At 42.3% G+C, this 14302-nt stretch carries 17 protein-coding genes and 1 pseudogene; 10 read left to right on the forward strand and 8 right to left on the reverse strand.

Annotated elements, in window-relative coordinates; all coding sequences use genetic code 11:
* Positions 1–328: 328 nt before the first annotated feature.
* The 5 genes from HADU_RS05275 to HADU_RS05295 all read right to left on the reverse strand — a co-directional run bounded on the left by HADU_RS05275 (position 329) and on the right by HADU_RS05295 (position 4546).
* Positions 329–1408: a porin gene (locus HADU_RS05275; protein ID WP_004815820.1), complete on the reverse strand. Its 1080-nt coding sequence runs from the start codon at positions 1406–1408 to the stop codon at positions 329–331.
* A 315-nt stretch (positions 1409–1723) separates the two neighbouring features.
* A complete protein-coding gene (locus HADU_RS05280) occupies positions 1724–2137 on the reverse strand; it encodes an HIT family protein (RefSeq protein ID WP_004815822.1) in 414 nt (137 codons plus the stop codon).
* Positions 2138–2168: 31 nt separating this feature from the next.
* On the reverse strand, positions 2169–2411 hold the full coding sequence (locus HADU_RS05285; protein ID WP_372510725.1) for a YARHG domain-containing protein: 243 nt from the start codon (positions 2409–2411) through the stop codon (positions 2169–2171).
* Positions 2412–2520: 109 nt separating this feature from the next.
* Complete coding sequence (locus HADU_RS05290) at positions 2521–3393, reverse strand: NAD(P)-dependent oxidoreductase (RefSeq protein ID WP_004815825.1); 873 nt, start codon at positions 3391–3393, stop codon at positions 2521–2523.
* Between the two features lie 55 nt (positions 3394–3448).
* Positions 3449–4546 (reverse strand): alpha/beta fold hydrolase, encoded by a 1098-nt coding sequence (locus HADU_RS05295; protein ID WP_004815826.1) that lies wholly within the window; start codon positions 4544–4546, stop codon positions 3449–3451.
* A 143-nt stretch (positions 4547–4689) separates the two neighbouring features.
* Between HADU_RS05295 and HADU_RS05300 the strand changes: the two genes are divergently transcribed.
* The 9 genes from HADU_RS05300 to trpB all read left to right on the forward strand — a co-directional run bounded on the left by HADU_RS05300 (position 4690) and on the right by trpB (position 12427).
* Positions 4690–5871: an O-succinylhomoserine sulfhydrylase gene (locus HADU_RS05300; RefSeq protein WP_004815829.1), complete on the forward strand. Its 1182-nt coding sequence runs from the start codon at positions 4690–4692 to the stop codon at positions 5869–5871.
* Between the two features lie 29 nt (positions 5872–5900).
* Complete coding sequence (locus HADU_RS05305) at positions 5901–6230, forward strand: YbaB/EbfC family nucleoid-associated protein (RefSeq protein ID WP_004815831.1); 330 nt, start codon at positions 5901–5903, stop codon at positions 6228–6230.
* Between the two features lie 13 nt (positions 6231–6243).
* The gene (gene recR / locus HADU_RS05310) at positions 6244–6840 is read left to right on the forward strand and encodes a recombination mediator RecR (protein WP_004815833.1); all 597 of its coding nucleotides are present in this window, start codon (positions 6244–6246) and stop codon (positions 6838–6840) included.
* 191 nt (positions 6841–7031) lie between these two features.
* Positions 7032–8174, forward strand: a complete 1143-nt coding sequence (locus HADU_RS05315; RefSeq protein ID WP_008304190.1) for a ribonuclease D — start codon at positions 7032–7034, stop codon at positions 8172–8174.
* Between the two features lie 151 nt (positions 8175–8325).
* Positions 8326–8631: a YcgL domain-containing protein gene (locus HADU_RS05320; protein ID WP_026056700.1), complete on the forward strand. Its 306-nt coding sequence runs from the start codon at positions 8326–8328 to the stop codon at positions 8629–8631.
* 21 nt (positions 8632–8652) lie between these two features.
* Positions 8653–9036, forward strand: coding sequence for a hypothetical protein (locus HADU_RS05325; protein WP_004815838.1), 384 nt, complete (start codon positions 8653–8655; stop codon positions 9034–9036).
* Between the two features lie 21 nt (positions 9037–9057).
* Positions 9058–9909 (forward strand): AAA family ATPase, encoded by an 852-nt coding sequence (locus HADU_RS05330; RefSeq protein WP_004815840.1) that lies wholly within the window; start codon positions 9058–9060, stop codon positions 9907–9909.
* A 13-nt stretch (positions 9910–9922) separates the two neighbouring features.
* A complete protein-coding gene (locus HADU_RS05335; protein WP_008304194.1) occupies positions 9923–11110 on the forward strand; it encodes a vWA domain-containing protein in 1188 nt (395 codons plus the stop codon).
* A 108-nt stretch (positions 11111–11218) separates the two neighbouring features.
* A complete protein-coding gene (gene trpB, locus HADU_RS05340) occupies positions 11219–12427 on the forward strand; it encodes a tryptophan synthase subunit beta (protein WP_008304195.1) in 1209 nt (402 codons plus the stop codon).
* Between the two features lie 107 nt (positions 12428–12534).
* Here the strand turns inward: trpB and HADU_RS05345 are convergent, their stop codons facing one another.
* The 3 genes from HADU_RS05345 to HADU_RS05355 all read right to left on the reverse strand — a co-directional run bounded on the left by HADU_RS05345 (position 12535) and on the right by HADU_RS05355 (position 13822).
* Positions 12535–12966: a CBS domain-containing protein gene (locus tag HADU_RS05345; protein ID WP_004815846.1), complete on the reverse strand. Its 432-nt coding sequence runs from the start codon at positions 12964–12966 to the stop codon at positions 12535–12537.
* Positions 12967–13053: 87 nt separating this feature from the next.
* A complete protein-coding gene (locus HADU_RS05350; RefSeq protein ID WP_008304198.1) occupies positions 13054–13437 on the reverse strand; it encodes a DUF2750 domain-containing protein in 384 nt (127 codons plus the stop codon).
* Between the two features lie 151 nt (positions 13438–13588).
* Positions 13589–13822: a hypothetical protein gene (locus tag HADU_RS05355; protein WP_004815850.1), complete on the reverse strand. Its 234-nt coding sequence runs from the start codon at positions 13820–13822 to the stop codon at positions 13589–13591.
* A 219-nt stretch (positions 13823–14041) separates the two neighbouring features.
* On the opposite strand from HADU_RS05355, the pseudogene HADU_RS05360 reads away from it, so the two are divergent.
* A pseudogene (locus tag HADU_RS05360) lies at positions 14042–14251 on the forward strand (hypothetical protein); the annotation flags it as partial.
* Between the last annotated feature and the right edge of the window lie 51 nt (positions 14252–14302).

The following is a 14302-nucleotide window of genomic DNA, read 5'->3' on the forward strand; positions in this document are numbered from 1 at the left end:
TTTTTTAAAGAATAATCAAAATATTTGTGATTATTTTGTGTAAACATAATTATTTTTAAATCCGACTTTTTTACTTATATTTAAAAATTAATATCCTATTAAAATGGTTGGATTAAGAAAAAAATAATATTTTAAATCTTGATTATTTTACTTGGTTTATTATATTTTTATTGAAAATGAGAATAGATTAAAATTTTAGGGATTAAAACGAGAAGGGTATTTCGTGGAATCTAAAGGTGAGGTGGATTCTTATTATTGAGAAAAAGCAGGCAAAAAAAAGAACATACATGCAGCATGTTCTTTTTAAGCTTTTGGAGGAGAGTAGAGCTTAGAAGTCGTAACGCATACCTACAGACAAGCCCATTGCAGTTTCACCTGCTGCATTTACACCTTGGGATGAACCTGCTTTATTACTACGTGCTTGTGACCAAGGTGTCAGGTTAGCAGCGTCATCATTCAGCATGGCTGCCAGGTTGCCATAAACACGGAACTGTTTATCTAGGCGATGCTCTAAGCCCAATGCAAGTAGGGTTGAGTTAGCATCAGCTGTATCAATATCACGGTGGAAAACGTGACCGCGTAATGTATTTTTATCTGTTAGTTTATATTCCGCGCCTACACCGAAAACATTAGCATCCGCATTGGTGCCACTGCCATCATCCAGTGCAGTAAACTGGTAAAGTGCGCCCACATTCAGTTCAGGCGTTAATTTATAAGCTGCTGCTAAACGGATACCATCTCGTTCACCGCGGCTCACATCTTCTGCATAATGTTCATAAGCAGCCGCGACATCCCAGTTACCCGCGTTATAATTTAAACCTAGGTCATACGCTTGAGATTTTTCATTACTATCCTCAGTCGTATCATTGCTGATCATCGTGCCATCATGTAAAGATAAAGCTGCTGTTGCAGTGAAACCACCACCAAATTTTGGTGTTTTATACTCAATCGTATTCGGGTTACGTTCATCGAAGCGGTGATTGTAAGCACGAGTGATATTACGCAAGTCGCCGACCTGGTCACCAAAGAAGTTTGCCGGACCACGTGCCGCTTTAAATGGGCTGTCAAAACGGCCCACTTTAACTTGACCAAAGTTACCTTTGACTCCGACATAAGTATCTCGGGTAGAGAAGTTTATAGAATCCTCACTATCATCCGATCCGCTAGAAAAGTTGATTTGCTGTTCGATCTGAGCGAATGCAGTCAGATCTTCATTAATCTTGTGATCGACTTTAAAGCCTAAGCGTGATGAGTTTGAGGATAAAGCCACCTCATTATAGTCCTTGCCGTCATCCAGATAATCCAGAGAAACGTGTGCACGACCATATACTTTAACGTCAGCAGCAGCTGCCATTACTGGTGTTAAAATTGTTGCCCCAACTGCCAATGCGCAAAGAGTTTTTTTCATGTGTAGCTCCAATAAGACTTGTTTTGGTCCTAACAAGGATGTTGTGGTAGCTTTGTTAAATTTTGCTACCGTCCTGTATTGGTGCTAAGTATCGATTACAAATAAGACAATAAGATTAAGGAAATATTTCAAATATATTAAATGTTTCGTTATGTAAAAATATGAATAGTATATGTTTTATTTTAAGAAATTTATTATTTATCAATATATTAAATTGTTTTGTTTATCGGCTTTCATCAAGATTAATATTTTTCATTTTTGGGTGATAAAAAAAATGGAGCCAAAGCTCCATTTCTATATCGGTTTAATCTAGCATTATAACGCTGCTTTGATTTTCTCAGCTAGCGCCTTGATTTTCTCCTGATCACCCATGACCAAGGCATGTTTGCCCAGATTGTGCAAAGAGGTAGGAACCAGATGGAAATGTACATGGGGTACGGTCTGACCCGCTGCGGTACCTGATAATTGCATCAGCACGATACCCTCTACACCTAGGCCTTTTTCGATGGCTTTGGCAACCTTTTGTACGATCTGAATGGTATATGCAGCCACTTCAGGATCCAGATCAAGTAGCGTCACCGCAGGCGATTTAGGAATGACCAAAGTATGACCGTCTGCCTGAGGCATGATGTCCATAAATGCAAGAACCTGGTCGTCTTCATACACCTTGATTGCAGGCAGTTCACCGCGCAGAATTCGTGCAAAGATATTTTGATCATCGTAAGTCATGAGGGCATTCCTTGAGCGTCATTGAATTAAATTATTTACAGTTCAATTCTTTCTGACGATCTTTGATCGCGTCAAGACGTTGTTGCTCTTTTTCTGAAAATTTTGGCTTGGTTGTGTAGCAATTGTCATTACCATACTTTGCTTTGGCATCTGGATCTTTAAAACAGAAGCCCTTGGAAGCATAAATCACATCATGATCATTTTTCAGTTTTTTGCATTCTTGTTCAGAAGCTAAAACTGAAGTTGAAGCCCCTAGCAATGCTGCAAAACTCATCACTGTCGCAACAGTCAATTTTTTCATGCGGGTTTCCTCTGGTGTTGAATCATGTGTCTATACCTAAACACAATATTGGGTTTTGTTCTCACGATTCAATGGCGATATATTACTCAATAGTAATTTTACTCCATGATTCATACATTTTTATTGCAGCAGAAAAGTCACTATTTTCTTCTGCCTGAAGGTTAGCTGCCTGAATCAGGTTCTGGGTAAGCGATAGCAATGGTGCAGACAGCTTGGCATCACGAACCAGATCTACCGCAATCCCTGTATCTTTGGCAAGTAACGGTAATGCAAAGGTAAGCGGGAAACTGCGGTTCATAATACGCTGCGGCATCACGGTCTCAGTTACGTTACTTTTACCGCTTGATGCATTAATACATTCCAGTGCTTCATTCAAACTTACACCATGCGCTTTCAGCGTCATAAAGCCTTCTGCAACTGCACACAGGTTTACAGCCATTAACATATTATTGACTGCTTTCACTGCAAAGCCCGCGCCAGATTCACCAACATGCTTGATCAGCTTGCCGAAAGCCTGAATCGCGGGAAGGGCTTGTTCAAAACCTGCTGCACTACCACCAATCATAACAGTTAAAGTGCCATTTTCAGCACCGATCGTCTGACCGCTGACGGGTGCATCCAGAAAAATCACGCCTTGATCTGCTAAAGTTTCTTCCAGACGACGAGCTGCATCAGGTACACCACTGGTGCAGTCGACCCAGATACTGCCTGCTTTTAATTCCAGACCTTGGACTAAAGCTTCAACATCAGCACTGGTGGGTAAGCAAGAGAAGATTATATCTGCCTGGATGGCCTGTTCCAGACTTGCTGCCTGTGTACCATATTCAGTTGCATGCTGCTCTGCCTTGGTAGCAGTACGGTTCCAGACATAGACCGTATCAAAATGCTTTGGTAAATGCGCAGCCATGCGATAGCCCATAGCACCCAAGCCAAGAAATGCAACTGATTGAATCATGATAACCCTCAAAATCTTTTAATTAAAAATTATAAGCTTGAGGGCATCTCTCGAATTATTGCGCTAGTCGAGTAGAACGCTGCTCAAGCCAGGTGGTTAGTTTAGGCCAAAAAGTGTTGGCTGTCTTTTGATTTGACATTAAACCAAGGTGCCCACCTGGAATCATGGTAAAAGTAATATCTTTGCTGCTGGTCAGCTGGGTGAGTGGTTCTGCAGCTTCTCGGGTAACAATCTGATCCGTCAAACCAGCACCGACCATGAGTGAGCAGGAAATATTTTTTAAATCAATCTTATTGCCATGCAGATTAATCGAACCATCTTTAAGAGGATTCTGTAACCACAGGTGCAGCACCATATCCTGATTGACTCCACCCGGGTAATCGATCATTTTATTCAGGAAATGACCCATGGTGGCGTGTTCATAGACATAGTCGGGTTTTTCCAGATTCAGCAAAAACTGTTTCTGACTTTTAAACCAACCCACAGGATCCAGCAGTTTAAAGCCTAAGGCATTCAAAATACCTGGCGTATGAATATAGTGTTTGGGGATTAATCCCTTATGTACGGTATTTCGCAGGGCTGGATTTTGTGAAATCAGTTTATTGGTGGTTTCAAACAGTTTACCGATGCGGCCAGAGGCATAGCTGTCAATTGGACTGCCCATTACCATCAGGTTTTTCACATGCTCTGGAGAGTGTAGCGCAGTATATAGGGTGACAAAGACACCTGCCATACTCCAGCCATGCAGGGAAATATAGGGACTGTCTGCATGTTCGCAAATATGCTCTATGGCATCTGGAATGGATTGATCGATAAAGGACAGAAAATTCAGCTCTTTGTGTTTGAAGCTGAAACGGTTCCATTCCACCAGGTATACTTCAAAACCGCTATGCTGGAAATGCTTTACTAATGAACGGTAGGGATACAGATCATAAATACCCATGTTAATCGCCAGCGGCGCAACAAATACCAAAGGTTCCTTAAACTTTCTTTCAGGTGCTGGATAATGCCGGACTTTATATAATTCAGTTTCCTTGATGTACTCAAACGGGTTTTTTTGAGACAGCACCAGTGAGGAGCTGTTGAAAAACCGCGCACGCAGGTGCTTGAGTTTTTTCTGTTGACGTTGCAGATTTTGTTTTAACTGAATCATAAAGATAAATTGTCCGTGTGCGGTAGGGAGTGATCGAAGTCTAGGCAATAATTGCTTATTATGCCTTGACCTGAAATAGCATAGGCGCTCAAAATGTTGGCAATTTTTTACAACAGGCAGTCCGCCAGGGCTGAATTAGAGCGATGAGCCAACAAGACGATTATCAATTAGATACTTTAGCCATCCGTACAGGTCATACACGTAGCTTTGAGGGTGAGCACGGAGAACCGATCTTCCTGACATCTTCTTTCGTCTATGAAAATGCGGCCGAAGCGGCAGCAAAATTCTCAGGTCAGGAACCTGGCAATATTTACTCACGCTTTACCAATCCTACGGTCGCAATGTTTGAAAAACGTCTGGCTGCGCTTGAAGGTGCTGAGCGCGCCGTAGCGACCAGTTCGGGTATGGCTGCGATTATGGCAGTGGCAATGGCCTTCCTGAAAGCAGGTGACCATGTGATCTGTTCACGTGCAGTATTTGGTTCTACGGTTTCTCTGTTTGAAAAGTATGTAGGCAAGTTCGGTGTGGCAGTTGATTTTGTGGACTTGACCGATGTCGATGCCTGGAAAAATGCAATCAAGCCCGAAACGAAACTATTCTTTGTAGAATCTCCGTCAAACCCACTGGCTGAAGTGGCTGATATTCAGGCGCTTTCAGATCTTGCACATGCTCATGATGCATTACTGGCAATTGATAACAGCTTCTGTACACCTGTATTACAACAACCAATCAAATTTGGTGCTGACCTCGTTGTATATTCAGCTACGAAGTACCTGGATGGGCAAGGTCGTGCATTGGGTGGTGCAGTTGTCGGTAATCACAAATTGCTTGAAGAAATTTTCGGTTATGTGCGTACCACAGGCCCATCTATGAGTCCGTTCAATGCCTGGGTGTTCCTAAAGGGTCTGGAAACCTTACGTCTGCGTATGCGTGAACACTCCGCAAGTGCACAGAAACTCGCTGAATACTTAAATGCACATCCAAAAGTAGAAAAAGTGTACTACGCAGGTCTGCCTGAGCATGTAGGTCATGAACTGGCGGCAAAGCAGCAAACCGGCTTCGGTGGTATCGTATCATTTGAAGTGAAAGGTGGTCGTGAAGGTGCCTGGAAAGTCATCGACAATACTCAGTTTATTTCCATCACGGGTAATTTGGGTGATGCGAAATCAACGATTACTCACCCGGCAACGACAACGCATGGCAAACTTTCACCTGAAGCAAAAGAAGCCGCAGGTATTCGTGAAGGTTTAATTCGTGTTTCTGTTGGTTTGGAAGATATTGATGATATTATCCGTGACATTACACGCGGTTTAGATCTAATCTAATTTTTATAAATTTATGTTCGGAGATTTTTATGAACATTAACATGTTGATGCAGCAAGCTCAGCGCATGCAAAAGGAAGTAGAAACCAACCTGAAAAAAGCCAAAGAAGAGCTTGCACTGGTAGAGGTTCATGCTGAAGCGGGCGGTGGTCTGGTAAAAGTAACGATGACTGCTCGTAATGTGGTAAAACGCATTCAGATTGATCCAGAGCTTCTACAGGATGATCCAGATATGATCGAAGACCTAATCGCGGCTGCAATGAATGATGCGGCACGCCAAGCTGAAGCAATTTCAGAAGAACGTATGAAGTCTGCAAACCAGGGCATGGGCTTACCTCCAGGTCTGGCTGGCCTGTTCTAAGGAAATTTGCGCAATGTTTAGTGATCGTTTTGATCAACTGGTTCAAGCATTACGCATCTTGCCAAGCGTTGGGCCCAAATCGGCCCAGCGTATGGCATTGCATCTGATCATGAAAAACCGTGAAGGTGCGATTGGTCTGGCACATGCATTGACTGAAGCAACCAACCATATTCATGAATGTTCAATCTGTCATTCACTCACTGAAGATGAAGTCTGTAATATCTGCACCTCAACTGAACGTGATGATGAGCTGCTTTGTGTGGTGGAATCACCAGCGGATGTGATGGCTATTGAGCAGAGTGGTAGTTTTCGTGGTAAATACCATGTATTGGGTGGACATTTGTCACCACTAGATGGAATTGGGCCTGAAGAAATTGGGATTCCATATCTACTCGAGCGTTTAAATAGAGGTCAGATTCGTGAAGTGATTCTGGCTACGAATGCAACTGTAGAAGGACAGGCGACTGCGCACTACCTCATGGAAGCCAGCAAGCATTTACCGATTCAGATTACCCGGATTGCCCAAGGTGTACCACAAGGTGGTGAACTGGAATATGTAGACAGCCATACCTTAAGTCAGGCTGTACATAACCGCATGCGGATGAAATAAACCTGTTTCTCTGCATGCGTTTTACTAAAAAGAAGAACAAGTTAGAAAAAATACGAGAATATTCATTTAATTTATCGATATTGTTATTTCGAAATTTTATAGCTAAATGTTTATTTTTTTATCATAAATATTATAAATATCAGTTAAGATAACTATATTCGGACATCCACATTACGCTGATTCAGTCATTTATGTTTCAATTTATTCAAGATCAAGCTGGACTCGATCAAGTACTCGCACAAATGGATCAAAGCTCGGTTTATGCTTTGGATACAGAGTTCATTAAGGTCGATACTTTATGGCCGAAACTTGGTGTGTTCCAGATTAATGTCTGTGGCAATGTCTATCTGCTCGACGGCACAACGCTGGATCTGACCGAGTTCTTCAAGCGTCTCTTTGCAGCACAACAGAACATTTTCCATGCCTGTGGAGAAGACATTGATCTGATCTATCACTATACCCAGCAAAAATCTCTAAGTAATGTTTTTGATACCCAAGTAGGGATGGCGTTTCTGGGGCATGGTTTGCAGGTCAGCTATCAGAATGCCTTGAAGCAGATGCTGGATGTAGAAATTGAAAAAGATCAAACCCGTTCAAACTGGTTGGCACGTCCTTTAAGTCATGAACAATTGTTGTATGCAGCCAATGATGTGCATTATCTGGTGCACTTGGGTGATCAGATCAAGCAGGAGTTGAAACAAAAGCACCTGTTAGACTTGGCACTGGAAGATTGCCGCTTCATGACCCGGGAAATTGGTGAGGAAACACCAACAGCCTTGTTATATCAGGATGTTGGTAATTATCGTCATTCACGCCGTCAGCTGATGCAGCTACAGCAGCTTGCAGTATGGCGTGAGCAGATTGCCAAGGCACTGAATATTCCGCGCAGTTTCATCATGAAAAACTCTACCATGATTAATCTGGTGGAAAAGAACCCTAAGAATATGTTCCAGCTCAGCACTGTGAAAGATCTGCGTGCCAATATTATTCGTGATCATGGCAAGATGATTCTGGACCTGCTGAAATTCTTGCCAGATCAATCCGAGTGGCCATTACGTCTGGCACGTCCAATCCGTCATTCTTCAAGTGAAGTCGGTACAAAAGTTGATGCCATCATTCAAAATGTTGTAGATGAAACTTCTATCCCGAAAGAAGTCCTGATGCGCAAAAAATGGATGAATGCGTTGTACCAGCATGTTGTTTTCCACAATGATGAACAGGATTTGCCGGAATTTTTACTTGGCTGGCGTTATGATCATCTGACCAAGCCACTGGTTGAGCTGCTACGTCAGGATGAATCCTATCTTTCTAGACAGATGAAAGTTGTCGACTAAAGCCTGGATAGAAACTTAACTACAAAACTGATTAAAGAAAGAGCAATTATACAAAATCACGACTGATGCGTTAATTATGGCTAATGCCTCAGGTGACGTTTTAAGGTATCCTTGCTACTGATTTTTCTAAATTGTTGTCTAAATCAAAATCATGCAAGTGTCTATCTACAAATCGAGCAAAAAGGATGAAATGTACCTTTATGTGGCTCGTCCAGCTGAAGAAAATGAAGCTGAAACTTTCGATCCACTTCACGTACTGGGCGAAGCTGTCCGCGTAGCATTTGGTCGTGCGACTTTTGTCATGCATCTTGAACTGAGCGAAACCCGCAAGCTGGCACGTGCTAATGTGCTGCACGTGATCGACTCGATTGAAACCCGTGGTTTCTTCCTGCAAATGCCGCCTGAAGGTTTGATTAACCCGAATGCTGTAGAACCAGAAGGTCTTCGTGGTGCTTAATATTTATTCAGGAGTTGTGAAATGAATGGTTATGTAACTGTATTAGATTCAATTCCTGAAGAATCGATTGCCATCGCGGTATACCTGATAGGCAGTATAATTGCACTGTTGTGCTGGTATGGCGTGACTAAGCGCCTGCCAAAACCGGCAGGTGGCTTTCTCTGGATTTTAGTGTTTGCCATCCTGCTAACGCCGACAGTATCCGAAGGTCCGAATGCCTCATTAGCCCCGGCGATTTTCGGACTGATATTTGGTGTATTGACCAAGGAACAAGAACTGGTCTGGATCAATGCCTCACTCATTCTGTTTGTGATTGGTATTGCTTCACTGATCGGCTATTGCTGGTCAAGCTATGTAACAAATAAAGCAAAGATTGCTGTAAACAAAAAAACTTCACCACTGTAAATAAAAAAATAAGGTTAAATCATGTCTGTGGATCATCAACAGTTTTCTGGTACAAGTCAGTATATTGCAACTGATAGTTTAAAATTGGCTGTCAAAGCCGCACGCAGTTTACAAAAACCGCTGCTGGTCAAAGGTGAGCCGGGCACAGGTAAAACCCTGTTGGCAGAACAGGTGGCTGAAAGCCTGGGAATGAAACTCATCACCTGGCACATCAAGTCCACCACCAAAGCCCAGCAAGGCCTTTACGAATATGATGCAGTATCGCGTCTGCGTGACAGCCAATTGGGTGATGACCGTGTCTATGACATCAAAAACTACATCAAGCCAGGAAAACTGTGGGAAGCATTTAGCAGTGAAGAGCGCTGTGTATTGCTGATTGATGAAATCGACAAGGCAGATATTGAATTCCCAAATGACCTGTTACATGAGCTCGATAAGATGTCGTTCTTTGTGTATGAAACAGGCGAAACTATTACTGCAAAACAGCGTCCAATTGTCATCATTACCTCAAATAATGAAAAGGAATTGCCGGATGCTTTCCTGCGTCGCTGTTTCTTCCATTACATCGAATTTCCTGATGAAGCGACCATGCGTGACATCATTGATGTGCATTTCGAGAATATTTCAGCAACCTTGGTAAATGAGGCATTGCAAGTATTCTTTAAATTACGTCAGGTTCCGGGCCTGAAAAAACCACCTTCAACTTCTGAATTAATTGACTGGTTAAGTCTGTTAATGGCAGATGATATGCCAGAAGATGTATTGCGTAATGCCGATAAATCTAAAGCCATTCCACCGCTGTATGGTGCGCTGATCAAAAACGAGCAGGATGTCCAGCTGCTTGAACGCCTAGCATTCATGTCACGCCGTTAAGGGAGAAACACGCATGTTCGTGCGACTGTTTTATACCTTGCGCAAATACGGTGTACCGGTATCTACCCGTGAGCTGATTGACCTGAATCAGGCAGTTGCTGAAGGTATTGTTTTTGCCGATCAGGACGAGTTCTATCAGCTGGCCAAAACCGTCATGGTCAAAGACGAGCGCTATTTCGATAAGTTCGATCGTGCCATGAAAGACTATTTTGATGGGATCGCCACTTTCGATCTGGATGAATTGCTGAATCAGGTGCATAAGCTGCCCAAAGACTGGTTTGATCTGGAACTATTGGAAAAGCATCTGACACCAGAACAGCGTGAAGAGCTGAAAAAAGCCGGTTCACTAGAAGAATTGATGAAAATGCTGGAAGAGCGCTTGCGTGAACAGCATAAAAAACATCAGGGCGGCAATAAAATGATTGGCACTGGCGGCACTTCACCTTTTGGTGCATATGGCGATCATCCTGAAGGTGTGCGTATTGGCGGGCCGGGGCGTAAGCGTTCAGCAGTCAAAGTCTGGGAACAGCGTCAATACCGTAATCTGGATGATGACCAAATTTTGGGTAGCCGTCAGATGCAGTTGGCACTGCGTCGCCTGCGTAAATTTGCCCGTCAGGGTGCTGCTGAAGAACTGGATATTGACAGTACCATTCGTGAAACAGCCAAGCAGGGCATTCTGGATGTGCAATTGGTGCCGGAACGCCGTAATCGCATCAAAGTGCTTATGCTATTTGATGTTGGCGGCTCCATGGATGCACACATTGCCCAGTGTGAGAAACTGTTTAGTGCTGCCAAAACCGAGTTCAAGACTTTGGAATATTTTTATTTCCATAACTGTTTGTATGACTATGTCTGGAAAGATAATTTTCGCCGTTCCAGCACCCGTATGAATACCTGGGATCTGCTGAACACTTATGGTCGCGATTATCGGGTAATCGTGGTTGGTGATGCCAGTATGGCGCCATATGAGCTGCATTCAGTGGGAGGCTCGGTGGAATATATGAATGATGAAGCAGGACAGGTCTGGTTGCAGCGTCTGCGTCAGCATTTTGAAAAAACAGCCTGGTTAAATCCGGAAGAAGAGCGTTACTGGCACTATACGCAGACCATCGGATTGATTCAGCAGATCTTTGAAAAGCATATGTATCCAATGACCCTAAAAGGCATTGAAGATATGACCAAATATCTGGCGCGCTGATTCCATTTATCTATTGATGACTTTATTTATAGTTATTAGTCCTTTAAAACAAAACATTTTAATATAAAGTAGTTTTTATAAATTTAGTTCAGATTGTTAAGGATCGCTATGGATCATCAAATTAATGGTATTGCATTGCCAAATGAAGAGGGTTTTTTTGGGAACTACGGCGGTCAGTTTATTCCGCCAGATCTAAAACAGGCAATGGATGATATTAATGTTGCTTACCAGGAAATTCGTCAAACTGCTGAGTTTCAGAATGAATTAAAAGACCTGTTTGCAAACTATGTTGGTCGTCCGAGTCCATTATTTCATGCCAAACGTCTATCTGATCAACTCGGTGGGGCGCAGATCTACCTAAAACGTGAAGATCTAAACCATACAGGTGCGCACAAAATCAATCACTGTCTGGGTGAAGCATTGTTAGCAAAATACATGGGTAAAACCAAAGTGATTGCTGAAACAGGTGCCGGACAACATGGTGTTGCTTTGGCAACGGCGTGTGCATTGGTTGGTATTCCATGTGAAATTCATATGGGGCAGGTGGATATCGAGAAAGAACACCCGAACGTGGTGAAAATGAAAATTCTCGGTGCCAAACTGATTTCAGTCACTCGTGGTACAGCTACCTTGAAAGATGCGGTAGATAGTGCTTTTGAGGAATATTTAAAAGATCCCAAAAATTATATCTATGCCATCGGTTCGGTGGTCGGACCGCATCCATTTCCAATGATGGTACGTGATTTTCAGTCGATTATTGGTGATGAAATCAAGGTACAAAGTAATGATCGTTTTGGTGCAAACCCGGATTATGTCGTAGCTTGTGTAGGGGGCGGTTCCAATGCGGTGGGCGCATTTACTGCGTTTTTAAATGAACCAGAAGTAAAACTGGTGGGTGTAGAGCCGGCAGGTCATGGTCTGGATACTGACAAACACTCTGCAACGCTGACTTTAGGTAAGCCCAGCCAGATTCATGGTATGGCATGTTATGTATTAGAAGATGAGCAGGGTGAACCTTTACCAGTGCATTCAATTGCATCTGGTCTGGATTATCCAGGTGTCGGTCCGCAGCATAGTCTGCTTAAAGATTTGGGTCGTGTGGAATATACGACGGCAACAGATCAGGAATGTCTGGATGCCTTTATGACTTTATCACGTGTAGAAGGTATTGTGCCTGCGTTGGAAAGTTCACATGCGGTGGCTTGGGCGATTCGTGAAGCAGGTAAATTGCCAAAAGATGTGAAAATTGTTGTGAATCTATCAGGTCGTGGTGATAAAGACTCTGACTATGTGGCTGAAAAGTTAGGTCTCAACTAATCTAGCTATAGCTGTAAATAAAAAACCGCTCAATATGAGCGGTTTTTTATTTCTATCATCTCTTTGTCAATCTAATGTCATTACAAAATGGCTTTTTGAATTAATATTTAACCCGAAATATATTGTTGCAGTTGATCAATCAAAATTTGTTGATCATTCATGGCCGCTTTAACCAAGTCACCAATTGAAGCCAATCCCACCAGTTTTCCTGCTTCTACCACTGGTAAATGACGCAAATGTTTATTGGTCATTAAGCTGAGACAGTCCGGCACAGAAGTGTGGCAATCTACCGTGATTACATTAGAAGTCATGATCTGGCTGACAGTCGTATCAAAGGAAGTACGTTCCATCAGCACAATCTTTCGAGTGTAATCACGCTCGGAAAGAATTCCGACCACTTTATCTTCTTCGACCACTACAATCGCACCGATGTCTTTATCTGCCATTAAAGTAATGGCTTCAAGAACCGTTGCTTCTGGATGAATGGTATAGATTTCTTGAGAGGGCTTGTCTTTGAGTACTTGCGCTACATTCGTCATTATTAAGTCCTTAGCTGTTATTATTTATCCTGAAGTTTAAGCTGTTTATCTTCAGATAATTGCTGTGCTGACTCTATAAATAACATGTTATGCAGCGAAGTGCAGCCCTTGTCCTGAAAAAAAGAAATGACGCACCTGTCCAATTGTCAGCTTAATCTGTTTGCCACTGCCACGTACCAGAACAGGAGTGACATTCAGACGATGCAAGGTGGGTAACAGTGCCCGCTCAAAATCCTCAGGTGTGATTTTGCGCGGAGTATAATTTGGCCAGTTCTTTTTGGCATAATTTGCCGCATGAGATGAATTAAGCCAGAACGGGAACAGGGTTTCATCCTGATCGCGCATCATGCCCCAGCCTTCATGAAACAGTCCCCAAAGTACCCCGCAGTACATCATCGATTTCAGGATGGTGATTTTGACCGCAAGGTCCTTAGGCAGTGGTTGGATATCTTTAATATTTGGCATTTTCATTATGATCAAGCTATCGTAGAACAACGCTGTCATTGTAAGAAAACTATATGAAATTACTGTTTCAGCTTTGCAAGAAATCGTTATGTTAATGCTTCATCATGTATAAGTAATATTGTAACTATAAAAAAAACGCCACCGGGGTGACGTTTTTTTAGGCTTGCATGGTGGCCATGTTTTGCCAGTATTGGGCTTTCATTGAGTCGCGCTCGACACGGAAACCTTGATAATAAAGTTCAGCTAAAAAAAGCGCCGCTTTACCATGGCCTGCACGTGCAGCATCTTCAAGTTGTTTGACAGCATCTGAAAAATTCATTTGTGACTGGATTGTATTCACAGCTTCAGCATACAGATGTTCAAGTTCATGTGGAGAGAATTGTTGAATCATATAAAAACTCCTTAATTTTAATTATGATTACGGATAGACTTTTTAGTCTAACTACAAATATAACTGAGTAATGTTAAACTAATATTACAGAATGGGTGAAAAGTCAATTATTTCATCGAATTTTATTTTTGTTATGTAGTTTACATGATTAAACTATCATCAAATATATTTTTTATTACTATAAGAAGTAACTATTAAGCTAACAACAAGGAGAATAACATGTCGCGCACATTAGATGGAATTGATTTTGATATTCCCCCGACAGCTGGCCAAGTAATGGCATTGGCGCAACTGCACCGGAAAAAATTAGATGCAGCTATTTTCCATAAAGAAATCCATCTAGGGGAATATAGTCTGGCACAGCGTAAAGCAGTCTATGATTTTACCCGTCAGCTAGACGAGAATCAGCGTGAACAATTCTACAAACTTTCTCTGTACACGACAAAAATAGATAACTCATTGAAATAATGTCATAATAAT

The organism is Acinetobacter sp. HA (genome assembly GCF_000264725.1).
Classification (GTDB): Bacteria; Pseudomonadota; Gammaproteobacteria; order Pseudomonadales; family Moraxellaceae; genus Acinetobacter; species Acinetobacter schindleri.